At 66.5% G+C, this 24,299-nt stretch carries 22 protein-coding genes and 2 tRNA genes; 12 read left to right on the top strand and 12 right to left on the bottom strand.

Annotated features, from left to right (window positions below):
* Positions 1–48 precede the first annotated feature (48 nt).
* Positions 49–282, bottom strand: coding sequence for a glutaredoxin-like protein NrdH (nrdH, locus tag ABIE24_RS10470; protein ID WP_354499652.1), 234 nt, complete (start codon positions 280–282; stop codon positions 49–51).
* Positions 283–658: 376 nt separating this feature from the next.
* On the opposite strand from nrdH, the gene ABIE24_RS10465 reads away from it, so the two are divergent.
* A complete protein-coding gene (locus ABIE24_RS10465) occupies positions 659–1,867 on the top strand; it encodes an MFS transporter (RefSeq protein WP_354499382.1) in 1,209 nt (402 codons plus the stop codon).
* Positions 1,868–1,967: 100 nt separating this feature from the next.
* Here the strand turns inward: ABIE24_RS10465 and ABIE24_RS10460 are convergent, their stop codons facing one another.
* Entirely contained in the window at positions 1,968–2,582 is a 615-nt protein-coding gene (locus ABIE24_RS10460; protein WP_354499380.1) for an NADPH-dependent FMN reductase, read from the bottom strand.
* Between the two features lie 250 nt (positions 2,583–2,832).
* Here ABIE24_RS10460 and ABIE24_RS10455 point away from each other — a divergent pair, with 250 nt between their 5' ends.
* The gene (locus ABIE24_RS10455; RefSeq protein ID WP_354499378.1) at positions 2,833–3,786 is read left to right on the top strand and encodes a DUF4349 domain-containing protein; all 954 of its coding nucleotides are present in this window, start codon (positions 2,833–2,835) and stop codon (positions 3,784–3,786) included.
* Between the two features lie 29 nt (positions 3,787–3,815).
* The gene (locus ABIE24_RS10450) at positions 3,816–5,081 is read left to right on the top strand and encodes a DUF445 domain-containing protein (RefSeq protein WP_354499376.1); all 1,266 of its coding nucleotides are present in this window, start codon (positions 3,816–3,818) and stop codon (positions 5,079–5,081) included.
* Positions 5,082–5,205: 124 nt separating this feature from the next.
* Here ABIE24_RS10450 and ABIE24_RS10445 read toward each other — a convergent pair whose 3' ends face one another.
* On the bottom strand, positions 5,206–5,640 hold the full coding sequence (locus tag ABIE24_RS10445; RefSeq protein ID WP_354499374.1) for a hypothetical protein: 435 nt from the start codon (positions 5,638–5,640) through the stop codon (positions 5,206–5,208).
* A gap of 257 nt (positions 5,641–5,897) precedes the next feature.
* Between ABIE24_RS10445 and ABIE24_RS10440 the strand changes: the two genes are divergently transcribed.
* From ABIE24_RS10440 to ABIE24_RS10425, 4 genes are read left to right on the top strand one after another with little or no spacing between them, the layout of a single operon-like run.
* A complete protein-coding gene (locus tag ABIE24_RS10440; RefSeq protein WP_354499372.1) occupies positions 5,898–7,592 on the top strand; it encodes a glycosyltransferase family 2 protein in 1,695 nt (564 codons plus the stop codon).
* Positions 7,589–8,320, top strand: a complete 732-nt coding sequence (locus ABIE24_RS10435) for an HlyD family efflux transporter periplasmic adaptor subunit (protein WP_354499370.1) — start codon at positions 7,589–7,591, stop codon at positions 8,318–8,320. Before ABIE24_RS10440 ends, ABIE24_RS10435 begins: the two co-directional genes overlap by 4 nt.
* 1 nt (position 8,321) lies before the next feature.
* Positions 8,322–10,346 (top strand): glycosyl hydrolase, encoded by a 2,025-nt coding sequence (locus tag ABIE24_RS10430; protein WP_354499368.1) that lies wholly within the window; start codon positions 8,322–8,324, stop codon positions 10,344–10,346.
* A 43-nt stretch (positions 10,347–10,389) separates the two neighbouring features.
* The gene (locus tag ABIE24_RS10425; RefSeq protein WP_354499366.1) at positions 10,390–11,250 is read left to right on the top strand and encodes an Fpg/Nei family DNA glycosylase; all 861 of its coding nucleotides are present in this window, start codon (positions 10,390–10,392) and stop codon (positions 11,248–11,250) included.
* Between the two features lie 14 nt (positions 11,251–11,264).
* On the opposite strand, the gene ppk2 is transcribed toward ABIE24_RS10425, so the two are convergent.
* The 5 genes from ppk2 to galU form a co-directional block, all read right to left on the bottom strand.
* Entirely contained in the window at positions 11,265–12,095 is an 831-nt protein-coding gene (ppk2, locus tag ABIE24_RS10420) for a polyphosphate kinase 2 (protein WP_354499364.1), read from the bottom strand.
* 85 nt (positions 12,096–12,180) lie between these two features.
* A tRNA-Ala gene (locus tag ABIE24_RS10415) sits at positions 12,181–12,253 on the bottom strand.
* 43 nt (positions 12,254–12,296) lie between these two features.
* A complete protein-coding gene (locus ABIE24_RS10410; protein WP_354499362.1) occupies positions 12,297–13,223 on the bottom strand; it encodes a hypothetical protein in 927 nt (308 codons plus the stop codon).
* 76 nt (positions 13,224–13,299) lie between these two features.
* Entirely contained in the window at positions 13,300–13,971 is a 672-nt protein-coding gene (locus tag ABIE24_RS10405) for a GNAT family N-acetyltransferase (protein WP_354499651.1), read from the bottom strand.
* Positions 13,972–13,994: 23 nt separating this feature from the next.
* Positions 13,995–14,888, bottom strand: a complete 894-nt coding sequence (gene galU, locus ABIE24_RS10400) for a UTP--glucose-1-phosphate uridylyltransferase GalU (RefSeq protein ID WP_354499360.1) — start codon at positions 14,886–14,888, stop codon at positions 13,995–13,997.
* Positions 14,889–14,979: 91 nt separating this feature from the next.
* Between galU and ABIE24_RS10395 the strand changes: the two genes are divergently transcribed.
* The 3 genes from ABIE24_RS10395 to mscL are packed head-to-tail and all read left to right on the top strand — an operon-like array spanning position 14,980 to position 16,328.
* Positions 14,980–15,561, top strand: a complete 582-nt coding sequence (locus tag ABIE24_RS10395) for a 5-formyltetrahydrofolate cyclo-ligase (protein WP_354499358.1) — start codon at positions 14,980–14,982, stop codon at positions 15,559–15,561.
* A 59-nt stretch (positions 15,562–15,620) separates the two neighbouring features.
* Entirely contained in the window at positions 15,621–15,899 is a 279-nt protein-coding gene (locus ABIE24_RS10390) for an FmdB family zinc ribbon protein (RefSeq protein WP_354499357.1), read from the top strand.
* A 24-nt stretch (positions 15,900–15,923) separates the two neighbouring features.
* Positions 15,924–16,328 carry a large conductance mechanosensitive channel protein MscL gene (gene mscL, locus ABIE24_RS10385; RefSeq protein WP_354499355.1) on the top strand — a complete coding sequence of 135 codons (405 nt, stop codon included), beginning with the start codon at positions 15,924–15,926 and terminating at the stop codon, positions 16,326–16,328.
* A gap of 62 nt (positions 16,329–16,390) precedes the next feature.
* Here the strand turns inward: mscL and ABIE24_RS10380 are convergent, their stop codons facing one another.
* A complete protein-coding gene (locus ABIE24_RS10380; RefSeq protein ID WP_354499353.1) occupies positions 16,391–16,618 on the bottom strand; it encodes a hypothetical protein in 228 nt (75 codons plus the stop codon).
* Between the two features lie 46 nt (positions 16,619–16,664).
* Positions 16,665–20,411 (bottom strand): AAA family ATPase, encoded by a 3,747-nt coding sequence (locus ABIE24_RS10375; RefSeq protein ID WP_502916267.1) that lies wholly within the window; start codon positions 20,409–20,411, stop codon positions 16,665–16,667.
* A gap of 268 nt (positions 20,412–20,679) precedes the next feature.
* On the opposite strand from ABIE24_RS10375, the gene ABIE24_RS10370 reads away from it, so the two are divergent.
* Positions 20,680–22,011: an APC family permease gene (locus tag ABIE24_RS10370; RefSeq protein ID WP_354499351.1), complete on the top strand. Its 1,332-nt coding sequence runs from the start codon at positions 20,680–20,682 to the stop codon at positions 22,009–22,011.
* Positions 22,012–22,070: 59 nt separating this feature from the next.
* The gene (locus tag ABIE24_RS10365; RefSeq protein ID WP_354499349.1) at positions 22,071–22,574 is read left to right on the top strand and encodes an SRPBCC family protein; all 504 of its coding nucleotides are present in this window, start codon (positions 22,071–22,073) and stop codon (positions 22,572–22,574) included.
* Between the two features lie 116 nt (positions 22,575–22,690).
* On the opposite strand, the gene ABIE24_RS10360 is transcribed toward ABIE24_RS10365, so the two are convergent.
* Together ABIE24_RS10360 and ABIE24_RS10355 are read right to left on the bottom strand one after the other, a co-directional pair.
* The gene (locus tag ABIE24_RS10360) at positions 22,691–23,971 is read right to left on the bottom strand and encodes a vanadium-dependent haloperoxidase (RefSeq protein ID WP_354499347.1); all 1,281 of its coding nucleotides are present in this window, start codon (positions 23,969–23,971) and stop codon (positions 22,691–22,693) included.
* Between the two features lie 159 nt (positions 23,972–24,130).
* Positions 24,131–24,205, bottom strand: a tRNA-Arg gene (locus ABIE24_RS10355).
* Positions 24,206–24,299: the final 94 nt, after the last annotated feature.

Raw genomic sequence — 24,299 nt, 5'->3', positions numbered from 1 at the left:
CTTCTATGGTTCAACGGTGATTGAGCTTGTCGAAATCAGAGATCAAAGTTATGACAAACGGGAAGCAAGTTCGTTGATCTTGTCCGGCCGAAACCCCGACCAGTGGTCTTCGTCGGTGATGACAACAGGCGCCTGAAGGTAACCGAGGGCCTTGACAGCCTCGAGTGCGTTTTCGTCTGCAGAGAGGTCGAGGATTTCGTACTCGAGCCCCTTGTTGTCGAGCGCACGATACGTCGCGGTGCACTGGACGCACGAAGGCTTGGTGTAGACCGTGATTGTCATCGAAGTGGGGCCCTTCTTCTTCATTTCCACATGTTGCTGATCGGCACTGGCTTGCCGGTTGTCCAATACTACATATAGTTGGTGTCTTTGGGGAGCACCCCAACCAGTAGTAGTTACACGTCTGTAGTTATCAACAACCGATTCCACCGTTTTGTTCCGTTTTCCACCGTTCATCCACCCCCTTATCCACAGCGGAGCAGGACCCGGGAAGAGCGGAAGAAAGCAGAAACCACGCTCTTCCTGGGCGGTTGTCCACAGTTCCCACGGTACGGGGCACCACCGACATTAATTTTCCGGCGACGGCCCATCCACGGCGTGTCGCGACCCGACGGGCATCCGTCACTGTGCGCCGTCCGCGCCTCCCTAGACTTGAGCCATGAGCGGATACTCGAGCCTGTTGAAAACGTCAGGCGTCGCTCGAATCATCGCCGCCCAGCTGATCGCCCGTTTCCCGTTCGGGATGCTCTCTCTCGCGTTCCTCCTCCACATCGAGCAGGTCACCGGATCGTACGGCGCCGCAGGCCTCGTCCTCGCTGCGGCGAGCGTCGGCCAGGCGGCGGCTGGCCCCCTGACCAGCCGGTGGATGGGTGTCTGGGGAATGCGACGCGTCCTCGTCCTTACCCTTGTCGTGTGCGCGGTGACCGTCACCGCCGTTGCACTCCTCGAACTGCCTGTCGGCGGCTACATGGCCCTGGCTCTGGTCGCCGGTCTGGCCACTCCCCCGATCCAGCCGGCCGTGCGCACGATCTACCCGAAGATGGTGAACTCGAAACAGCTCACTCCGCTCTTCTCTCTCGACGCGTCTGCGCAGGAGATCATCTGGGTCCTCGGCCCGGTCATCACCACCTTCATCTCCACCCAGGTCGGAACCGACTGGGGAATTCTCACGGCGGTCGTGATCATGGTGGTCGGCGGCGCCTGGTTCATCGCGTCGCCCGAGGTGAGCCGGGTGCGCATTCCCCGCTCGAGGCGCAGGATCGGTGTGGTGCTCAAGCGCCCGCCCGTCCTCCTCGCCACCGTTGTCGGATTCCTCCTCATCGGCGCGTGCGCCGCGCTCGAGGCCGGGGTCGTCGCGACGTTCGGTCATGACGGACTCGAGGCCGGTATCGTTCTCGGGATCTTCTCGCTCGGCAGCCTGGCCGGCGGCCTGACCTTCGGCCACATCCCGATCGGGCCGTGGGCGCTGGCCCGGCGCATGTTCATCGTTTTCGTCGGCGTCGCGGTGTCGACGTTCTTCTCCAACCCCGTGCTGCTGTCGATCACTCTCTTCATCGCCGGGATCGGCATCGCACCGGCCCTCGCCGTTCTCTTCGCGATCGTGTCAGCGAGCGTGAAGTTCAGCGACACGGCGGAGGCGTACGGGTGGGTCGGGACCGGCCAGCTCATCGGTGCCGCCCTGGGATCCGCTGCGGCGGGTCTTCTCATCGACCAGAACGGCGCCGTGGGCGCGTTCTGGGCGGCGACGGTGTTCGCCTTCGTCGGATTCCTCGTGCCGTTCCTCGGCAGGCGCTGGCACCCGGACCTTCGCGGGCGCGACGCCAGCCCCATTCCCGACACGGAGCCGATCCAGGTCCATCCCGGGTGACCCGTGCAGGCCTGAGAGCGCCGACAGCCGAACGCAGGTGACCCTCGCAGGCGTGCTGCGAGGGCCACCAACCGATGCTCACGGCACCGGCTTGAGGTGTTCAGCTCGCCACGAGGGCCGATTCGCGCACTGAGCGAAGGGCGGGAGCGAGTGCGCGGAGTTCGTCGAGCAGGTCGTCGAGTCGCGCGGTCTGCTTGCCGTCGGGGAGAAAGAACCCGTCTTCGACCTGGCTGGACACCCGGGGGATGTCGACGTGGGAGCTCGCCGTGATCAGCTGCAACTCGGAGAGAACAGGCCGCAACGCCGCGGCGCCGAACGCGCCCCCACCACGTCCGCCATAGCTGACGAGGCCGACGGGCTTGCGGTTCCATTCGTGGAACAGATAGTCGAGGGCGTTCTTCAGAACGGGAGAGAAGCTGGAGTTGATCTCCGGGGAGACGAAGAGAAAAGCGTCAGCATCGGCGACGCGGGCGCTCCACGCCGCCGTGTGCCTGCGACTGTACAGTTGGGCTTTCGGGAGCCGCTGTTCGTCGACCATGGGCAGGTTGAGTTCGGCGAGGTCGACGAAGTCGATGTCAAAACCGCCGCGTTCCGTGATGTGCTCGTGCACCCACAGCGCGACGGAAAGTCCTAGGCGGCCGGGTCGGACACTGCCGATGACGACCATGAGTTTGATCGGGGATTCGGGTTCCCGATCGGTAATACGTGCGGACATAGGGGTTCTCTCCAGCAAAGGCGAATACTGGGGGCAGCAGTCCTCGCGGGATTTTCGGGACGGTACAGCTGTAGTCGGGTGGGGCAACCCTCGTTACGTGCCTCTAGCATCCTCCGCTGACGCGCTCCTGCAACCCCCCACAATTGGGCGCAGCCGTGATGCGTTCCGTCAGGTATCCGGGTGTCAAATCGTGACGGTACCGTAAGGCTGGGCCCTCCTTCGCGGCGGTCCCCGCTCCTAGAGTGAGGTCATGACTCCCCTCTTGAGCCGGAAGACCACACACAGCGCTTCCCTGACCGCGGTTCTGCTCTCGTGTCTCCTGCTCGCCGGGTGCGGTTTCGCTCCCTCCTCGACGAACGACGCGGTCGTCGAGGGCGGCGCACCCGAGCAGGGATTTGTGGGGCCCGAAGGCGGCGATTCGACCATCGAACGCGACGTCGTCAGCACCGCCTCGATCTCGCTCACCGCCGGCGACCCCATTGCGGTGGCAGACGAGGCCGTCGACGTGGTGCTCGCCGTGAACGGCCACGTCGATCGGCGCAACGACAACCCGGTCGAAGACAACGGGCAGGGATCCGCCCAGCTCGTGCTCCGGGTACCGTCCGGGGACCTCGACACGACCCTCGCCGAGCTGAAGTCGCTGGCGGAACTGGTCCGCTCATCGCTCAACCAGACGGATGTCACGACCCAGGCCGACGACCTCGACGCGCGTATTGCTGCGCTCCAGACCAGTGTCACCCGCCTGCTCACCCTGATGTCGCAGGCCACGACGACGGGCGATCTCATCGCCCTCGAATCCGCGCTCTCCGAGCGCCAGAGCGAACTGGACGGGCTCAAAGCCCAGCGCGACTCGCTCACCGACCTGGTCGACTACGCCACCGTCGAAATGTATATCACGACGCCCGGGGTGGTCGTCGGAGCCGCTCCCGGCGATTTCTGGGGCGGCGTCGTGGTGGGCTTCCAATCGATGATCGCCTTCTTCGGCGGTTTGCTCGTGGTCCTCGGGGTGCTCCTGCCGTGGCTTCTTCCCCTCGGTCTCCTCGCGCTCCTCATCGTCTGGCTGGCGCGGCGGAAGCGACCGCCGCGCGTCCAGCCAGGCCCCGCGGGCTATCCGCAGGAGAACCTTCCACCGCGCCCGCCCATCCCTGCCCAGACGCCGACGGCCGATCGGGAGGCCGAGCCGGCTGACCGCAACCCCGGCTGACCTCCCCCGCCCCGACATACGATGGGCGGATGACGATTCTCATCGACAGCCCGGCAGATGCAGAACGACGCGTCGCCCTGACCCGGATGAAGCGGACAGCCACCGCGCTGCTCGGAGTGATGGCCGTCATCTTCGCCCTTTCGTTCGCTTTCCAGGACGAGGTGCCCTGGCTCGCCTGGGTGCGGGCGGCCGCCGAGGGCGGCATGGTCGGCGCGATCGCCGACTGGTTCGCCGTGACCGCACTGTTCCGTCATCCACTCGGCCTGAAGATCCCGCACACGGCGATCATCCCGCGGCGCAAGGACGAGATCGGCGCGACTCTCGGCGAATTCATCGAGCAGAACTTCCTCTCCGCCGCCGTGGTGCGCCAGAAGCTGGAGTCGATCGGCGTGGGCCGCACGGTCGGGGCATGGCTGGCCCGGCCGGAGAATGCCGCCAGGGTCGCCGACGACGCCGCCGCCGCCGGCAGGGGCATGCTCGACCTCCTCGACGACGAGAACGTGCAGGACGTCGTCGAACAGCTCACCCGCACCCACCTCATCGACCCAGGCTGGAGCGAGCACCTCGGCGCCTGGGGTGAGCGCCTCATCGCCGAAGGTGGCCACCACAGCGCCGTGAACCTGCTCCTCGACGGGCTCGACGAATGGATGACCGCCAACCCCGCGGCGTTCTCCCGGCTGGTCTCGGCCCGGCTTCCGAGCTGGTTGCCGTCGTTCGTGGACCGGCTCGTCGACGAACGGGTCTACCGCGAGTCGGTCGACTTCGTGCGCCGCGCGCGCTCGGATCCCCGGCACGCCGCCCGGGTCGCCCTCGACACGTACCTGTCGGAGCTCGCCCGCAAGCTGCAGGAGGACCCGGAGACGATCGCCGCCCTGGAACGCGCCAAAGCCGACATGTTCGACAGTCCCCGCGTGCGCGACCTCGCGACCCGTGCCTGGAACACCACCCGGGAGGCCCTCATCGCCTCGCTCGAGAACCCTTCCAGCGGGCTGCGGCAGCAACTCGCCGCGACCCTGGTCGACGTCGGTGAGCGCCTGGGCCGCGACCCGAAACTGGCCGGCAGGGTCGACGACTGGGTCACGGATGCCGCGGTGTCGCTGGTGGGCAACCACCGGCACGAGATCGCCAGCGTCATCACCGAAACGATCGAACGCTGGGACCCGGAGGAGACGAGCGACAAGATCGAATTGCAGGTCGGCAAGGACCTCCAGTACATCCGGATCAACGGCACGGTCGTGGGAGCGCTGGCCGGCCTCGCCATCTTCACCACCGCCACCGCCCTGTTCGGCGGCTGACGCCAAGGTTCTGCCGGGACGACCCAGAAGGCGATGGCGAGCGGCGTCCCCGTGGTCGCGACCGGGCGCGGCCGCTCACCAGGCGCCCTCAACTCGGTGAGCCGCGGCAACCGGCTGACAGCAGTCAGAGCACGCGGTTGCCCTTGGCGTCGACGAACTCGAGCTGGGGCATCCGCCTGGCGATGATCTGCAGGGCGGCGTACCCGTCGGGAGTCGTCTGCGGCCAGGTCCAGCGGATCACCTGGGGCGCCGACGGTAGAGCCGCCTCGAACAGGTCGACCTCGACCCCGGTCCGAAGGTGCTTGGGCGGCACGACGAAACCGACGACGCGTCCCTGCTCGTGCAGCGTGACGAACTGCAGCCGCGAACCGGTCTGGTCGTCTCGCACGATGAACTCACGCGTCTCCGGGTCGTCCGGCGGGATCTCGGTGGTGTCGAACCGCGCGGAGCCGCTGCCCGAGAAGGCGCCCTTGATCTGCCGGCCGAACAGCGCGAGTACCACGACCAGCATCGCGACGATGGCGATGCCCCAGATCCACTGACCGCCGTTCTCGAACATGGCTGCTCCTCGCCCTCTGAAGGCTTCAGTTTACTGAGCCGGCGCGACAACAGTTCGACACGAACTGTTCACGAGAACGAAACAGTGAGAGGTTCTCATGTTTTGCCTGCAACTCCTAGAGTTGCATCACCGGACGCAGGACCCGAAATTCCCCGCATCCGTCAAGCGCCAGAGCTGCCGCGCCGACCTGTCCCTCCCCGCCGGCATGCAGCCGCTAGGGGCGAGGCAGAGCCACTCCTCTCCCGAAGCGAGTTCACATGACGTCCCTCGAATCCCGTTCCCGCCTGTCCACGTCGACCCTCGTCACCGAACCCTCCCTGCCGCATCGGTCCGCGGGGGGCAACAAGCCGCAGTCACCATCGCTCATCCTCCTCGTGGTGATCGCGACGATCGGCATCCTCGCCTACGCCGCATTCCTGCTCAACCCGGCCAGTCGCGGCGACTGGCTGCCGTACGTCATGGTCATCACGGCCGAATCGATTCTCATCGCCCAGGCACTCCCGTCGATGTGGACGATCCTGTCCGCCGCCCACGACCCCCGGGACTTCGCTTTCCACCAGGCCCACGGTTCCCTGTTCCGCTCGCGGGACATCACGCGGGACGGGTTCGCTCAATCGCCGGAGCGATGGGGTGTTCACCTCGGCAACGTCCCGGTCTCGGTCGATGTGTTCATCACCACCTATGGGGAAGACCTCGGGACGATCAGGCGGACCGTCGCGGCCGCCCTCACCATGACCGGTTCCCACCTCACCTGGGTGCTCGACGATGGGAGGTCAGACGAGGTGAAGGCGCTGGCGGGCGAACTCGGCGCACGGTACGTGCGCCGGCTCGGAAACGCAGGGGCCAAAGCGGGCAACGTCAACCATGCGCTCGCGTTGACCCGCGGCGAGTTCTTCGTGATCCTCGACGCCGATTTCGTACCGCATCCCGGCTTCCTCGTCGAGACGTTGCCGTTCTTCGCCGACGAGCACGTCGCGTTCGTGCAGACTCCGCAGAGCTACGGCAACCTGCACAACGTGATCTCACGGGGTGCCGGCTACATGCAGTCGGTCTTCTACCGGTTCATCCAGCCCGGCCGCAACAGGTTCAACGCCGCGTTCTGCGTCGGCACCAACGTCATGCTGCGGCGCGCCGCGGTCGACGACATCGGGGGCCTGTACACGGACTCGAAATCGGAGGATGTCTGGACGTCGCTCATGCTCCACGAGCGGGGCTGGAAGACGGTGTACATCCCGCTCGTCCTGGCGGTCGGCGACGCCCCTGACACAATCGAGGCATACACGAAACAGCAGCTGCGCTGGGCGACCGGCGGCTTCGAGATCCTCCTCCGGCACAACCTGTTCAGCAGGAAAAGCCGGCTCACCCTCGACCAAAGGCTGCAGTACCTCGTGACGGCGTCGTTCTATCTCACCGGGATCTCGCCCCTTCTGCTCCTGCTCGTTCCGCCGCTCGAGATCTATTTCGACCTCCGTCCGGTGCATCTTTCGACCACCGTGGTCACCTGGCTGCTCTATTACGCCGGCTTCTACCTGATGCAGATCGTCCTCGCGTTCTACACAATGGGGTCGTTCCGCTGGGAGACACTGATGCTCGCGACAGCATCGTTCCCGATCTATGCGACGGCCCTGTTCAACGTCCTCGTCGGCAAGGAACAGAAGTGGACGGCAACCGGCGACAGAAACCGGGCGGGCTCCGCGTTCAACGTCATGATCCCCCAAGTGTTGTTCTTTGCCTTCCTGTTGCTCACCTCACTCGTCGCGATCTGGCGAGACATCGACAACGGGATGCTGACGCTTGCGACCGCGTGGAATGTCACCAACACCCTCATCCTCGGAGGCTTCGTCGCCACCGCCGTTCGGGAGGGATCGCGCCGCGCTTCCCCGGTTCCCGGTGTGGCCCGGCAGACCGCCCAGGCCCCCGTCCCCGCTATCGCATCGGCGGTGACATCATGACGTGGCGCAGCCGGATCAGGCTTTTCGTCGGACTTATCGGCGTCGTCGCGCTCGTCTCGGTGCTCACCCTCGTCTTCACGCAGCGCCAGACCCAGGTGGCCAGCAACTCGGCGTCGATCCAGGCGGAGCAGTTCCCGGTCGGTATCGACTACGGCGGCACGGTCCTCGAGCGACTCGTCAGCGACGGTGACCGGGTCGAGGCCGGAGCACCGCTCTTCGTCGTCCTCAGCACCACCCTGCAGGCGGACCTCGCCGAGGGCCTCCTCAAACCGGAGACGATCGCCTACTCGGTCACCGCCGACGGCGCCATCACCCTCACCGCCTCGGTCGCCGGCACCGTTCGCGAGGTGACGACCGAGCGCGGGTCCTTCGTCCAGGCCGGGCAGGTGCTCGCCACCATCGACCGGGCGGGGTCGTTGTACGTCGCAGCCGAATACGAACTCACCAGCGGCGACTACGCGCGCATCGACGAAGGCGCCGCAGTCGAGATCTTCCTCCCCGACAACCAAAAGATCGTCGGACGGGCGACATCCGTCCAGGTCACGACCACCGACGGCAAGGCGACGACAACGGTCTCGGTCACCAGCGATTCGCTCGTCGACGGTGGGCACCACGGCCTGATGGCGCGCGGGACCCCGGTCGGAGCCGTGCTGCAGCTGCGCAACGACGGCATCCTCGCCGGAGTCAGCGACGGACTGTTCGACTTCCTCCGCAAGATCGGCGTCTGACATGCGTACCTCCCCCTGGCGGTTCCTGGCCGTTCCGGTCCTTCTCGTCGCCGTCCTCGGCGGCTGCTCCGCGCCCCCCTCGTCCGGACAGGCGGACGCCCCGTCCGGGCCCGCAGCCGGCGTGCTGCCCGAAGAGCTGGTAGCTCCCCTCGTCGACGCCGTGCCACACCGCACGGTCACCGCGCTCCCGGCCGCGCGGCTGGCCGACGGCCTGCTCCCGCCAACCAACCGCTGGTTCTCGGGCCTGGTCTTCGGGGAGCCGTCGATGCCCGTCTTTCCCCTCCCCCTGTCGTTCCAACTCACCGGGAACGGTCTCAGCTTCGGCGTCCCCCAGGTCACGGCGTCCTCCGCCGTGATTATGGGCGGTTTCACCGGCTCGGTTCGGGCGGATGTCGGCGCACGCGAGCAGCGGGTGGTCGCGTACGACGCGGCATCCGTCACCGTGGCCTCGCTCGCCGACGGCCAAGAGATCGGCAGATCGGTGATCGCCCAGGGGTCGCCGTTCGTCAGTTTCACTGCGACCAGGGACACGACCGTCCGGATGTCGAACGCGTTCACCCCGGGAACCGACGCCGCGACGGCGACCATCGCCGACACCGCCTATGGGCTGGTGTCGGAGGGGGAACTCCATGCCGACGGCGCCTCGGTCACCCTCGCGACCGGAGACAGCGTCACCTGGTTTGCCGTGCCACAGGACGGCTCACTCGAGGACCTGATCGAGGCCGCCCGGCATCCCGTTCTGGGAACCAGCGTCAGCTACGCCGTCGAGGCGGGGAAGACGACGACCGCCATCACCTACCGGACGGCAGGCGATGCGGACACCCTCATCGCCGTCATGCCACACCAGGAACCGGCGGATTCCGACTGCTCACTGGGTACCTATGCGAGCATCTACGGGGAGCTCCGCCTCTGCCGAGCGGCCACGCTGAGCTGGACGGCGCCGCTGGTCGAACCGGCCGGCTCCCTCGACCTGTCAGGCCTCGATCCGGGGCGGCGCGAGGATCTTCTGGCACAGCTCGCGTCCGACGTGACAGGGACGGCGGAGTTTCCCGCAGACACCTACTTCGGCGGCAAGGCCCTCTACCGGGCTGCGAACCTGCTGAGCATCGCCCGCGACCTCGGTGCCGACGACCTCGCGGCGACGCTCCAGGAGCGACTCGAGGCCGAACTCGCGCTGTGGATGGATCCGGCCGGCTGCGACGAGCGTAGCTCGCGGTGCTTCGTTTACGACCCCGAGGCACGCGGCATGGTCGGCCTTGAGCCGTCGTTCGGCTCCGACCAGTTCAACGACCACCACTTCCACTACGGCTATTTCCTCTACGCCGCCGGGGTACTGGCCGCAGACAAGCCCGAGCTCGCCGACGAGTGGGCGCCGGTGATGAACCTCCTGGCCGCCGACCTGGCGACGAGCGAAGCGAACCCGCTGTTCCCGGAGCGCCGGGTGTTCGACGCCTACGCCGGGCACTCCTGGGCCAGCGGCACATCCCCGTTCGGCGACGGGAACAACCAGGAGTCGAGCTCTGAGGCCGTCACCGCCTGGAACGGTCTCGCCCTCTGGGCTGCGGCCAGCGAGCAGCCCGACCTGTACCGGGAAGCGGTCTGGATGCTCTCATCAGAGGCGGCATCCGCTCGCGCCTACTGGACCGATTTTCCCCTCGACGCCGCCGTGTACGACGGATTCGACCACACGATCACCTCGCTCGTGTGGGGCGGAAAGCGCGACTACGCCACCTGGTTCAGCGCCGAACCGAGCGCGATGCTCGGGATCCTCGTGCTGCCGATGAGCCCCATCTCCGGCTACCTGGCCGGCGACCCGGAGCGGATCGCCGCGAACATCGACGACGCCGCCCCGGACGGTTTCGACGTCCTGTTCGGGGACTACCTGCTGATGTATTCCGCCCTCGCAGGGCCGGATGCCGCGGCGCAGGCGCTCGACAACGCAGCAGAGCTGCCCGCAAGCCGGATCGACGACGGGAACAGCAGGACATACCTGCTCGCCTGGCTGATGTCCCGGCTGAACGGCTGACCAGCGCTGGACGGATGTCGGTGGTGTGCCCGAGACTGGGACCGTGCCAGAGCTACCTGAGGTTCACGCTCTCGTCACCGATCTCGGTGCGCGCCTTCTCGGCCGCACGGTGAACCGGTTCGACGTGGTCTCCTTCGCCGCGCTCAAGACCTTCGACCCGCCGGTCAGCGCGCTGGCCGGCCAGCCGGTCACCACCGTCGGCCGGCACGGCAAGTTCCTCGATCTCACGATCGGCGACCTGCATCTCGTTTTTCACCTCGCCCGGGCGGGATGGCTGCGCTGGCGCCCCGACCCGCCGGCTGCTCCCGGCAAACCCGGGCGCACCGCCCTTGCCGCGCGGCTGGTGCTCGACGACGGTTCCGGCTTCGACCTCACCGAAGCCGGAACAAAGAAAAGCCTGGCCATCTACGTGGTCCGCGACGCGGCCGACGTACCCGGCGTCGCCCGGCTCGGGCCGGATCCGCTCTCCCCGGAGTTCACGATGGAGGTGTTCGCCGGCATCCTCAAGGCGGCCGGGCGCTCACAGATCAAAGGCGTCCTTCGGAACCAGTCGCTGATCGCCGGGATCGGCAACGCCTATTCGGATGAGATCCTGCACACCGCGCGGATGTCACCGTTCAAACCCGCCGCGATGAGCGACGACGACACCGCCCGGCTGTACGAGGCACTCCGCTTCACGCTCAACGACGCGATCGCGCGCGCCGACGGCCTCGCCGCGTCGGAGCTGAAGAAGGAGAAGAAGTCGGGACTGCAGGTCCATGGGCGTTTCGGCGAACCGTGCCCGGTGTGCGGCGACATGGTCCGGCAGGTGATCTACAGCGACTCGACGTTCCAGTATTGCCCGACCTGTCAGACCGGCGGCAAGCCCCTCGCCGACCGGGTACTCTCCCGGCTGCTCAAGTGACCCTCGACGCCGTCTCAGTTCTTGGCGGCCACGGACTTCGCGTGGTCGGGAACGAAGTTCTGTTCGTCGATGTCAGGCCGGTCGGCCTCGTTGGCGTCCGGGCGGTCGGGGATCTTCACCTTGGCCGGCTCGCTCTGCTCGTACGGCACGCGTGAGAGCAGGTGCGCGATGGTGTTCAGGCGTGACGACCGTTTGTCGTCGCTCTCGACCGTCCACCAGGGCGCCTCGGGCGTGTCCGTCGCCGCGAACATGGCATCCTTCGCCCGCGAGTAGTCCTCCCACTTGGTGATCGAGGCCAGGTCTGTCTCCGAAAGCTTCCACCGCCGGACAGGGTCCTTCAGCCGGGACTTGAAGCGTTTCTCCTGCTCCGTGTCTGAAACCGAGAACCAGTACTTGATGAGGATGATGCCGTCGTCTACGAGCATCCGCTCCAGGGTGGGTGTCTGCTCGAGGAATCGCTCGTACTGGTCAGGGGTGCAGTACTCCATGACCTTCTCGACGCCGGCACGGTTGTACCAGGAGCGGTCCATCAGCACGATTTCGCCAGCCGTCGGCAGCCGTTCGATGTACCGCTGGTAGTACCACTGGCCACGTTCGCGTTCGCTCGGCGTCGGGAGCGCAACGACGCGGGCCGACCGGGGGTTGAGGTACTGGACGATGCGCTTGATCGCCCCGCCCTTGCCTGCGGCATCCCGTCCTTCGAACAGGACAAGCACGCGGGCGCCCGTCTCCGCGACCCACCGCTGCATCGTCACGAGCTCGACCTGCAACCGGTTCAGCTCGGCTTCGTACAGCGCCTTGTCGATGCGCTTCTGCTTCTTCTTGGACTTCTTCGAACCGGACATCGTGTGCCCTTCCCAACTTGTGGAGCGCTGGACAACCAGCGTCCGGCGGTGACGGCTAACACGAGAACGGCGAGAATCTACAGGGTGGACCTAAGGAGATTCGAACTCCTGACCTCCTCGATGCGAACGAGGCGCGCTACCAGCTGCGCCATAGGCCCTGATGTCGTCCAGATTATCACGCGTTCGGCCGCGTGTAATTCACTAGCTCGCGACGCGGCGGCGCTGCAGGGCGGCGCTGATGTCTGTGGGCGCCAGTTCGGACTCGTCGACGATTCCCATTCCGGCGAAACGGCTGGGGACGACAGGCGCGCGCGCGGGCTCCTCGGCGACCGGGGCGACGATCGACGGCACGGCAGACTGCTCTGCGGCACGGGCCGCCATGACCTGGGCGAGTGCCGCACGACGGAGGGCGGCGTGGGCCTCGGCCTGGGCGATCGCATCCGCGGCCGATGAGCCCTGCGAAAGGTGAAGCGGTTTCGGAAGGGGCCTGGGCGTCCATGTGACGGTCACCGGTGCGTTCACTTCGACCTCGACCGGCTCGAAAACCGCCGGCTGCACGACAGACGGAACCGCTGTCGCAACCCGGGCGCTGCGCCGGCCGACGCGGGCCATCCGGACGAGCATGGCAAGGGCGAGTGCCGCCGTTCCGCCCGCTGTTGCGAGCAGCAGGGCCGACCCGGCGGTGGCCAGCATCCAGCCGCCGACTCCCGCAGCGAGAATGGAGAGGAAGAGGACCGTGGTCGCGGTCAGACGAGCCCGTCGGCGCGCCCTCGCAACCCGGACGTGCGGTTGCGACCTCAACGTCGTGATGGCGGCCCACGCGCTTGCCCGGGCCAGTTCCGCGGATGCTGTCGCCTCGAGTCGCGCCCGCTCGCGGGCTTCGGCCTCGACACGTTTGAGGACCTTCTGCTGCTCGGCCACTGTGCGGGCGGTGGCCTCGAGGCGGATCTCCTGGGGCGTTTCGGCCGTCTCGGCCAGGATCCGAAGGGTCTGCTGGAGCCGGATCGCGTTGCGTTCGGTCGCCAGGTACTCGCTCTGGCGCAGCCAGGTCGGCAACAGATAGACGATCCAGAGCACGGCGGCGACAGCGAAGACGATTCCGCCACTCAGAAGCCCGCCACCAGTCATGGCTCTAAACTACGAGCGCTCCGGGGCTTCGTCGTTCATTGCGGGGGGTGTGTCACCCGAAAGTTGAGGTTGAAGGTTAGAAAAGTGCCTGCGGCGGGAGCAGCGGAGTTTGCGAGGCGACACGGTCGACGGCGGGTACCGCAGCCGCTCCGGGCGGCACCTCGCCGTTCTGCCAGCGGCGGAGAATCCCCTGGGGAACCTCTTCACGCACGAGAGCGAAGCAGAAATGGTCGCGCCAGTCGCCGTTGATGTGAATGTACCGTCGGCGGAACCCCTCGTAGCGGAAGCCGAGTTTCTCGACGACTCGCAGACTCGGTGCGTTCTCGGGCCGGATACAGATCTCCATCCGGTGCAGCCCCATCTCGGTGAAACAGTAATCGGTGGCGAGCGCGACCGAGGTCGGGGTGACCGACCGTCCGGCGAACCGCTCGGATACCCAGTAGCCCAGTGTCGCCGATGAGAGAGAGCCGTACGTGATCCCGGATACGTTCAGCTGACCGGCCACTTCTCCCTCGTACTCCATCACGAGCGGCAGGCCACCGCCCGACCGCGCGTTCTGAAGGAGCGAGCGGATGCTCGAGCGCATGTCGAAGGAACGCGGGGCGTACGGGCTGGTCGCCTCCCATGGCCGCAGCCACGAACGGTTGCTGAGCAGTTCATGCTCGATCACCTTCGCATCGCGTACGCGCACCGGGCGAACCGTGATCGGACCATTGCTCAGCACAGGCACGGATTGGGCCACCGCGATTCTCCTTCAGGCAATGAGACGATCTAGTCGAGGGTGGCGGCGAATTCCTTGAGCCATGGCTTGAGGTCAACCCCGAGGTCCTGGCGGTCGGATGCCAGCTGCACGATGGCCTTGATGTAGTCGAGACGGTCACCGGTATCGTAGCGGCGGCCGCGGAAGATCACACCGTACACTCCCCCGGCGATTGACTCATCGGCAGCGAGTTCCTGGAGCGCGTCGGTGAGCTGGATTTCGCCACCCTTGCCCGGTGCCGTCCTGTCGAGGATGTCGAACACCTCCGGGGTGAGCACATACCGGCCGATGATGGCGAGGTTGGAGGGGGCATCCTCGGCGGCCGGCTTCTCGACCAGCCCGGTCACCCGGACGACGTCCGGGTCGTCGGTGGGTTCGACGGCCGCGCACCCGTACATGTGGATCGTCGACGGATCCACTTCCATGAGTGCGATGATCGTGGCCTGGCGCCTCTCCTGCTCCGCGATCATCGTGGTGAGCAGAGGATCCCGGGCATCGATGAGATCGTCGCCGAGCAGAACGGCGAACGGCTCGTCGCCGATGTGGCGTCGCGCACGAGAGACGGCGTGCCCGAGCCCGCGCGGGTCTCCCTGGCGCAGAAAGTGGATGTCGGCGAGCTCGCTCGACTCGATGACGCGGTCGAGACGGCTCGTGTCGCCCTTCGCCTGGAGGGCAAGCTCCAGTTCGATGACGCTGTCGAAGTGATTGGCCAGCGCGTTCTTGTTTCGTCCGATGATCATCAGCACGTCGTTCAGCCCGGCACTGACGGCCTCCTCGACCACGTACTGGATCGCGGGCTTGTCCACGACCGGAAGCATCTCCTTGGGCATGGCTTTGGTGGCCGGCAGGAAGCGGGTTCCCAGGCCTGCGGCGGGAATGACGACTTTGCGAACTGATGAAGACATGGGTCAATCGTAGTGGGCAGGTTTTTTTGCGGCGGTAACCCGGATTTGAACGGATGTCGGCGGGTCGGCGTCCGCCGCTTAGAATGGGGCAATGCCCACCCCCGCGGACCACCAGAAACGCGCGTTGCGCGCCGAGCTGCGGGAGCGACGGCAGAACCTCACCGCGAACGAGCGTGACAAGGCGACGATCGGGGTGACGAACAACCTCGTTTCCCTCGTCACCGGTCTCGACGCTCGGAGCATCTCCTGCTACCTGTCATCGCCCACCGAGCCAGACACGCGCCCGTTCGTCAATTGGGCGCTCGCCAACGACATCCGGGTTCTCTTCCCGGTCAGTCGCGAAGACGGACTGCTCGACTGGACCGTCGGCACCGAGGGCGAGGAGGAACAACAGGGGCTGCACGGAATGCCGGAGGCCGTCGGTGAGCCGCTCGGACCCATCGCCATCAACGACGTGGACCTCATCATCGTTCCCGCCGCCGCCATCGGCCCTGATGGCACGCGGCTGGGCTGGGGGCGGGGATACTACGACAAGACGCTCGGCTCGATGGAGAACTGCCCTCCGGTGTATGCCGTCGTTTACGACTCCGAGATCCAGCCGGACATTCCGCGTGAACGGCACGACCAGCCGGTGAACGGCGTCGTCACTCCTTCGCGCATTCTCGATTTCTAGAACCAGTTTCAGCACGTCAGACCCGGCACACACTGCCGCGACCAGCCAGGAAAACCACCATGCCCACCTATTCGTACAAATGCACCGTCTGCGACACCGCCTTCGACATCCAGCAGTCGTTCACCGACGCGTCCCTCACCGAATGTCCCACCTGCGAAGGCAAACTGCGCAAGCTCTTCAGCGCGGTCGGCGTGACGTTCAACGGGTCGGGCTTCTACCGGAACGACTCGCGGAAGGCCGAGAAGTCACCGGCGAAGAAATCGGAAAAGCCGGTCTCGTCATCGTCAACGGCCGCACCTTCGGGCGGCGCCTCCTCCGGCGCTTCAGCCGCCTCTTAAGCTTTCGATCGGCAGGAAAAGAACATGCTCAAAGGTTTTAAGGATTTCATCGTCCGAGGCAATGTCATCGACCTCGCAGTCGCCTTCGTCGTCGGCGTGGCGTTCACCGCGGTGGTCACCTCGATCGTCCAGAACATCTTCAACCCTCTGGTCGCAGCCCTGTTCAAGTCAGACAGCCTCGACGACTCCCTGATTCTCACCATCGGCGACGCGCAACTGAAGTTCGGCGCGGTGCTCGGCGCGATCATCACGTTCCTCATCGTCGCTGCTGTCGTCTACTTCATCTTCGTGCTTCCCCTCAACAAGATGAAGGAGCACGCCGAGGCCCGCCGCAAGGCCGGCGTCGTCAAGGAGCATGCGCCAGCCACCGAGATCGACGTCCTCACCGAGATTCGCGACCTCCTCGCTAAGAACAACATGCGCCAGTAGTCGAGCGCCGAACGATGAACCGCGTGCGACCTCGGCTGCTCGCGGTTCGTCGGTTAAGGCGGTCACCCCCAGTGCGGAGGAACGTCCTGCTTGAGCTGGGCGTCGTTGCTGTCGGCTCCGGCCGCACCCCAGGGCGCGTCGGTGTCTTCCCCGGCTCGCACGGCACCTGCGGTGTGCTGCGGAGTCGGGTCGGCGCCCGGCGCGCCGGGTCGAACCACGCGACGAGAACCTCGAATCCGCCTCACGACGGGCACGTCAGGATTGTCAGTGTCGGGTGAGAGCTCGGGCATGCCCCCAGCTTAAGCGCGACAGCCCGGTCCAGGCGGTTCGGTTTGGCTAGCCGGGCTCCGACGTCGGCTTCGGGGCATCCGTCGATTCGGCGGCGACCGGCACTCCGAGCATCGACACGATCTTGGAGGCCACTCCGTCAGGGTCGCTGAACAGGTCGAAGCTGTGCACCCGAAGATAGTGCCAGCCGAGCCGGCGCAGTACATCGGGGCGGAGTCGCAGCGACTCGCGCAGCGAATCGGAACCGACCTCGGGGTCGGACTCCACAGCGATGGCCCTGCCACCGTACGAGGCGACGAGGGCGAGTTTGCCCCGGTACCCCACCTCGACCGAGAGCCCGTGGCGGTAGAGGCGCTCGGCCAGGTCGAGCAGCATCGGCTCGGCACCGTCGGTCGCCGGAGGTGTCGGTTCATGTTGCACGGGCTGGCGCAGGATCTCGCTGAGGGCCGCAATTCCGTGCTGCGAGCGGTCGACGTCGATGTCCTCCGGGCGGATGCACGAAACGATGACCATGGAACGACGCGCCCGGGTCATGCCGACCGCGAGCAGACGGTCGCCGCCCGGTTCGCCGAGCGAGCCGAAGTTCGAGAGCACCCGGCCGTGCGGGGTCACACCGTAGCCGAGCGAGAAGATGACGCGGTCACGGCTCTCGGCGACGGACTGCTCGAGCGTGAGCACGGTGAACGGTTCAGCGCGTTCCTTGAGGATGAAGCCTGACAGGTCCGAACGCATCGCGAAAGCCGAGATGACCGCCTGGTGCACACGGGTGGCGTGCTTTTCGCTGGCGGTGATGACCATGAGCGACTCACGCGGCCGGTTGATGGCGTGTTCGAGCACGAGGTTGACGACGCGGGCGACTTCGGCGTCCACGCTTTCCACTCCCCCGGTCTCGGGGTCCGGCATGCCATGGCCGTTGGGCACGTAATCGAGGGTGAGGCTGCCGTGGCCGAGGAACGACCCGGCCCACGGAAGCGATTCGATCTCTCCGCCGTAGAAGCGGTGGTTCACCAGTTCGGCGAGGTCCTCGCCGCCGGCCCGATAGCTGCGCGTGAGGGTGAGCGTCGGCAGAAGGCCGGACAGGTGCGCGAGCGCCGAGTCTGCGTGGCGGGCGTCGACACTCTCGGCGGCATCCGGTTCCGGCGTGTCTCCGATGGCGATCTGGAACGGGGTCGGGCTCTGGGTGACCGGGTCACCGACGGCGACGACCTGACGTGCCCGGCGGATGGCGCCGGCGTTCTCGGCCAGCGTCGTCGCACCGGCGTCGACGAGGAAGACGGCGTCGAAGCGCACGCTCTCGGGGATGACATGCACTTCGTACGGCGAAGCCAGCCAGACCGGCGAGAGAACACGGGACAGGTGCGGTGCGGTGGCCTCGAGGCTGGCCGGGTTCGCACCCTCGCCACGGAGCAGTCTCTTGAGGGCGTTGGCCTCGTCGGAGAAGTCGACGAGTCCGATCTTCCATGTGTCGGCGAGCAGCGAGCCGAGCAGGGCACCGGATGCCGACGCGTGAGCTTCGTCGACCAGACGGAAGTCTGCCTCCAGGCGGTCGATCACGCTGGTGTTGGCGCCGAGCAGTGCCTTGTCGGTTGCGAGCATGTGCTCGAGCACGGACTGCCACCAGGCGAGTTCGAGCTCGGCAGCAACCTGGTCTTCGGGTACGTGCCGGACGGAGAGATCGGTGATCAGCGGGGCGAGCCCCTTCTCGCGGAGCTCGGCGATGAGGGTGGTGCGCTCCTGGAGGTTCTCCATCACCTGCGAGTCGGCGGCGAGCCCGGAGAGCAGCCGGATGAGCTCCTTGACGGGCAACGAGACCAGCGCCTGGGATGCGTCACGGCCGAGGGGCACGTCGAGCTTGCTGAGGTCTTCGACGACGCGCTGGTACGCGACCTGCACGTCGGCGATACCGAGCGGCACTTCCGGGGTGACGCCGGCGGCGACGTAACGCTGCCACAGGGTCCTCTGCTGCTGGATGCGACGCAGAGCTGCGTTGATGTCGGCGACGTGCACCCCGGGGCGCACATACTCGCGGGCGAGTTTCTTCAGGCGGCGGCGGTTGGCGCCCGACATTGCCGGGGCATCCCGTCGGTTGCTCGTCGCGGCGATCAGCTCACCGAGGGACCGGTCGAAGACACTCGGCTGGAACTTGTCGAGGGTCTCGCGGACGTCGAGGAGCAGGCGGAGGTAGACACCGAGTTCCTCAACGGACTCGAACGCGCGCATGCGCGTCTGGCCGATGAGTTCGTAGCCGCGCTCGAGGAGGCGCGGGAGCTCGGTGCGGTGCAGCTTCTTCGCCAGGTCGTGCGTCGCCTTGGCCTGGCGTGTGCTGGCGAACTGGGCGCCGTACCAGGGAGAGTCGTCGGGCCCGTACTGGAATTCACCCAGCGCGGCCGCTGTCGCCAGTTTGCGGGCGATGACCGCCCGGCTGCCGGCGAGCTTCTCCAGGGAGGCCAGGTCGAGGCGCGCGGATGTCGTGGGCGGAATGGGCAGGTTGCCCAGGCGCGTCAGCGCTTCCAGCGCGTCGATGACACTCACGCCGAGGCCGCCGTCGACGCGGCGGAGAGAGCTGCGGTAATCCAGGAGTACCTTGCGGAGCCGCACGAGGGCGTCGTCGACGTCGGCGACCCGAGGAGCGACGGCTTTCTCGTTGCGCGAGATCGCCTGGATCAGGTCACGCCGGACGGTCGCCGGGCTGACGGTGAAGCCGGGAAGGCCGACCTTGCTGAACCGGTGACGGATACCGTCGAGGCTGGAACGCCGTGCGCTGACGACGAGGACACGTTTGTGCTGGCCGACGAGCGTACCGATGGCGTTCACGACGGTCTGGGTCCCGCCGGTACCCGGGAGCGTGGTGACGACGATGGAGTGCCCGGCGGAGATCTGCGCGATGACATTCTCCTGCTCGGTGTCCGCGTCGAGGAGCAGGGTGTCCGTGGCAGGGGGGCGATCGTCCTGGCCGATGGCATCCACGGGGCTGAACAGTCCTTCGACGAGCCGCCGGGCTCCTGGGTTACCGGCGAGGGCGTCGAGGATGGGGTGTTGCAGGTCTCCGGCGTCGCGGGCGAGGGCCGTGCCGACGTCAGCGAACGATGACACGACGAGGCGCGGCTGCACGCTGAACCACTCGAGGTGCTGGGTCAGGCCCCGGAGCCGGTCGATCACCGGCTGCGGCTTGAACATCCCGTTCGTCACGGCGAGCGCTTCGAAGGCTTCGGCATCGAGGGTGATCTGGTACTGCTCATGGAGCGCACGGGCCAGTTCCGGGTTGAGGAACGGTGCGCCCTTCAGCTTGAGTTCGAAATCCCGGCCGTAGCGGCGGATCGCGACGGGGCGGAGAAGCACGGGCGCTGAGAAATCTTCGCCGTTGTTGCGCCACTGGGCCAGGCCGATGGCCAGGTGGACGGATTCGATGCCGCGAACGGTGCGCAGTTCGACGCCCTTGACGGTGATCTGGTCAGCGGCGGCCTTGGCGCTGCGGAGGGCGAGTTCGTCACGGATCAGGTTGGAGAGCAGGGTGGAGTGACCCGTGATGAACTGGGGAAGGCCGCCGGGGTGCGTCGAGCTCAGTTCGATCCGGGTGCGCGGTTCATCAACGAAGTGGAGCAGGGGCGAACGCCCGCCCACTGCCGCAAGCTGGCTGCGCCAACGATGCCGTTCAGTGTCTGCCACGTTGCCTACCGCGAAGTTCGGGTCGCCCACGCTCAGGCCAGTCGGGCTGGTGACCGAGAGCGCAAGCGAAGTATTGGCGTCGTCGATATCAAAATCGCGCGCATCTGGTTTCTTGTCTAGCCGCCACACAACCCACACCCTAAGCGCTCACGAGGGAAAACACCGGTAGGACCACCGGATTTTCGCGGAGTTGCCAGAGTTCTTGTGCTTATCGACGTCTGCACAGGATGTTCACCCGAGCCGGGTGACGTGCGCCCCGACGCCGGTTGATTGAATACGGGCACCTCGACGGATGCGCGATGGCCGGGCGAATCGGGTCCGGACGCACGGCTGAGCCGACGGTGCATCGGGACCGTGCGAAAGGAACAACGATGGACATCCTGGTGATCGGCCGCACATGACCGGCGAACGCGCCACGGCGGAGGCCCCCAGAAAGCCGATGACGGTGCTCCAGGCATCCTTCATCGGTGTTGGGGCGATGGTCGGTGCGGGAATCTTCGCGCTGCTCGGCGCAGCCGGAGCCGTGGCAGGATCAGCCGTGTGGCTGTCATTCCTGATCGCCGGGGCCATCGCCGCGCTGCAGGGATACTCGTTCGCAAAGCTCGGGGCGACGTTCCCGTCCTCCGGCGGGATGCTCACCTATCTGGCGAAGGGCTTCGGGGAGGGTCACATCACCGGCCTCGTATCGTGGCTGTTCTACATGACGGGTGCGATCGTCGCGGCCATGGTTGCCTCCTCATTCGGCGGCTATGCGAGTGCGGTCGTGGCCGATGACGACCCCACCTGGGCAGTCGTCTTCGCGATCGCCCTGGTACTCGTCATGACGGCTCTGAACGTCGTCGGGTCCGCCGCCGTCGCCAGGGTCCAGGCCGTCATCGTCAATGTGGTCCTGGCCATCCTCGCTCTCTTCGCCATTGTGACGATCGCCAACTGGGATCCGTCCCTTCTCGACCCTCGGGGATACCCCGAGGTGCGGTACATCGTCTCGAGCGTCGCCCTGACGTTCTTCGCGTTCCTCGGCTTCGGCGTCATCACGTTCACGGCGAAGGACCTCCCTCAGCCGGCCCGCCAGCTTCCCCGCGCCATGTACCTGGCTCTGGCGATCGCGACGACGATCTACGTCGCTGTGGCGCTCGGCGTCTTCGGCACGCTGACGGCGGACCAGGTCGTCGAATACGGCGCGACCGCGCTGGCTGAAGCGGCGAAGCCTACGCTCGGCCAGGCGGGTTACGTCCTCATGGTGATCACGGCGCTGTTCTCCACCGCAGGCGCGGTGAACGCGAGTCTCTACCCGTCCACCGGCATGACCCGCCACCTCGCTGAAGTCGGCCAGTTCCCGGGTGCGTTCGGACGCCAGATCGGCGGTCGAGCGCCGGTCGGGCTGGTGATCATGGCCCTGCTGACGATCCTCATGATCGTCGCGCTCGACCTGAACAGCATCGCGTCACTTGGCAGCGCGGTGGCACTGCTGATCTTCTCGACGGTGACCGCATCCCACTTCAAGACGTACCGCCAGACCGGCGCGAACCTGATCGTCCTCGTCGTGGCGCTCCTCGCCACCCTGGGAACATTCGTCGTCTTCACGACCACAACGCTGGTGAACGAACCGCGGACCGCCATCGCGCTTGTGATCATCCTCGTCGCAGCGTTCGTGCTGGACTTCGTCTGGAAGCGTGTCCGGGACCGTCGCGACGCACGTCCTGCTTCCAACCGGCCCGGCTCCCCGTAGGTGCCGCCTCACTCGTCAGGCGCGGCGGCATCCGCCCCGTCGTGCTGCCACACTGGACCGTGCCCATCGTCAGCTCCGCCGCCATCGTCCCCGTCGACACCGCGACGGCCTTCGCCGTGTCGCAGACGACGGGAGAGGTCCGCCTTCGCTGGGACCCGTTCATCCGCAACCAGCGTTTCCTCGACGGAGCGACAATCCCGGCTAAGGGCGTCCTGACGTTCACGCAGCATCGGCTGGGCTTCCGCATGGTCAGCGAGTACGTGTCCTACAACCCGCCGACCAACGTCGGCATGAAGATGGTGCAGGGCTCGTGGTTCTTCGAACGGCTTGCGGGAGGCTGGCGGTTTCAGGCGGCGGACGGCCGGCCCGATCACACCGAGGCCGCGTGGCGGTACAACTTCACCTGCAGGCCCCGGTGGCTGGCGCCGATCGCCGAGCGGATCGGCGGGTGGATCCTCCAGCGTGACATCGACCGCCGGATCGCCGGCTTCGCCCGTGGTTGCTCTGACCCCGTGGTGCTCGCCGCTGCCCGCAAGACGCTGGCCGATCCTCTCGCGGGCTAGCTGTACTGAGTCATCACGTTGCCGGGAGCACCGCTCACCGGACGTAGGGAGGTGACGACACAACAGCACGGGGTCGGTGCCGAGGTCCTTTCTCGGCACCGACCCTGCAGGTGAGCTCAATTCACCGGCTGAAACAGCGTCGAGATCACGTGATCAGACACCTTGTGGGCGGTTTCGTTCGCGAACCCCATGGAGAAACGAACGTGGAGCCCGAGCCAGACTCGCGCATCCATCGCGTCCTGATCCCAGGCATCCGTGCTGTCGTAATGCCTCGTCGTCGTCCCGGCCACAAGGGCTGGAATGTCGATGTCGAGCGTGTTCTCACCGAACAGATAGCCGAAGACGTTGGACGTCGACCCCGTCACGGAGGCGTGCCCGCTTGCGTAATCGGAGTACGGCGGAGTCTGGACCATCGGCGTCCAGCCTGGGTCGGCCACCGTAGCATCGTTGCCGTCCGTGTCCGCCTCCCGGATCGCTGTGATCGGACGCCACGTCGGGACCTCGAACTTCGCGCGCCAGGTCGTGATCAGCGCGTCTGCGGTCGATGTTCCGAGCAGGGCGAATGCTCGGGCGCTGTCGACGATGTCGAACCCGCGGCGTGTCACGGCGTCGCGCAGGACTGCGTGGTACTGGGGTACCGGGTTCGCGCTGAAGAATCGGGCGATCTCCGTCTGCCGCTCGTCACGGACGGTGCTGGTGATCGATCCGTAGTCCTTCACTTCGTTGAAGTCCTTCGCATACGCCTCGCTGTCCAGCAGAGGCGGCTCCGGGAGGTCGAACTCCTGCGCCGACGCGAGCGCAAACGGACGCACGAACCCCAGCCACGGAACGGCGAACTTCGCGAAGGCATCCGGCGTTGGTCGCCAGATACCGGGAGACGGTTCGACGTTGAAGTCGATCGGTGCGTTGAGCCCGTCGTCTGCCCGGGACTGGATCAGGCTAACGGCCGCTGCAGTACCGACACGGATGCCCTGCACCCGGCCGACGCCGTTGCGCACGCCGGAGAGGTAGTCCTGGTAGTCCGCGTCGAGATTATCCGCTGACGCGGGGAAGTGGTGTTTGAGGACGAGGTAGGCCGCTGTGGCGGCTGCGACCTCCGGGGACGCGTGCCGGTGTGCGCGCGGCTGGGGGTTGTACGGTTCGTACTCGCCTTCAATCGCGACGACGGCGTCGTACACGGCGATGGACACGTAGCCGAAGTACAGGTTGGATGACGGAGGTGGCGTGGCGTTCTCGGTGAAGATCGTGCGGTTCGCTATCGCGTCCCACTGAGTGATCACCGCCGGGTCGGCAGCGTCGTGCGGATGCGCCCCCGCGGGGGTGCCGGCGACCGACGGAGTGATGACTCCGACCGTCGCGACGATCGCGAGCATCAGCGCTCGCGTGAATCTGAACATGGGAAACCTCCAACAGTTGGTGGAGGGCTTGCACGTGAAGAGGGTGCGCTCGGTTCGGGAACGGGTGCAGGCTTTTCAGAACAAGCTCTGCTGCCGCCGAGTATGGCCCGGAAGGGCCGTCGCCGCAAGAAGGGCCGCCGGCCGATTTGCACGAATTTCTGGTGCCCCTGGAGGGATTCGAACCCCCAACCAACTCCTTAGGACGGAGGTGCTCTTCCGTTGAGCTACAGAGGCTGACCTCCCAAGTTTAGCGGAGCCCCATACCCCCTGTGCGACGCCCATGCTGCGGCGTACCATGAGTGCCATTTCAGACAGGTTGGAGTCGCTC

This window comes from Mycetocola sp. 2940 (assembly GCF_040548835.1).
GTDB lineage: Bacteria > Actinomycetota > Actinomycetes > Actinomycetales > Microbacteriaceae > Mycetocola_A.
This window is presented reverse-complemented; position numbering and strand designations above follow the sequence as displayed.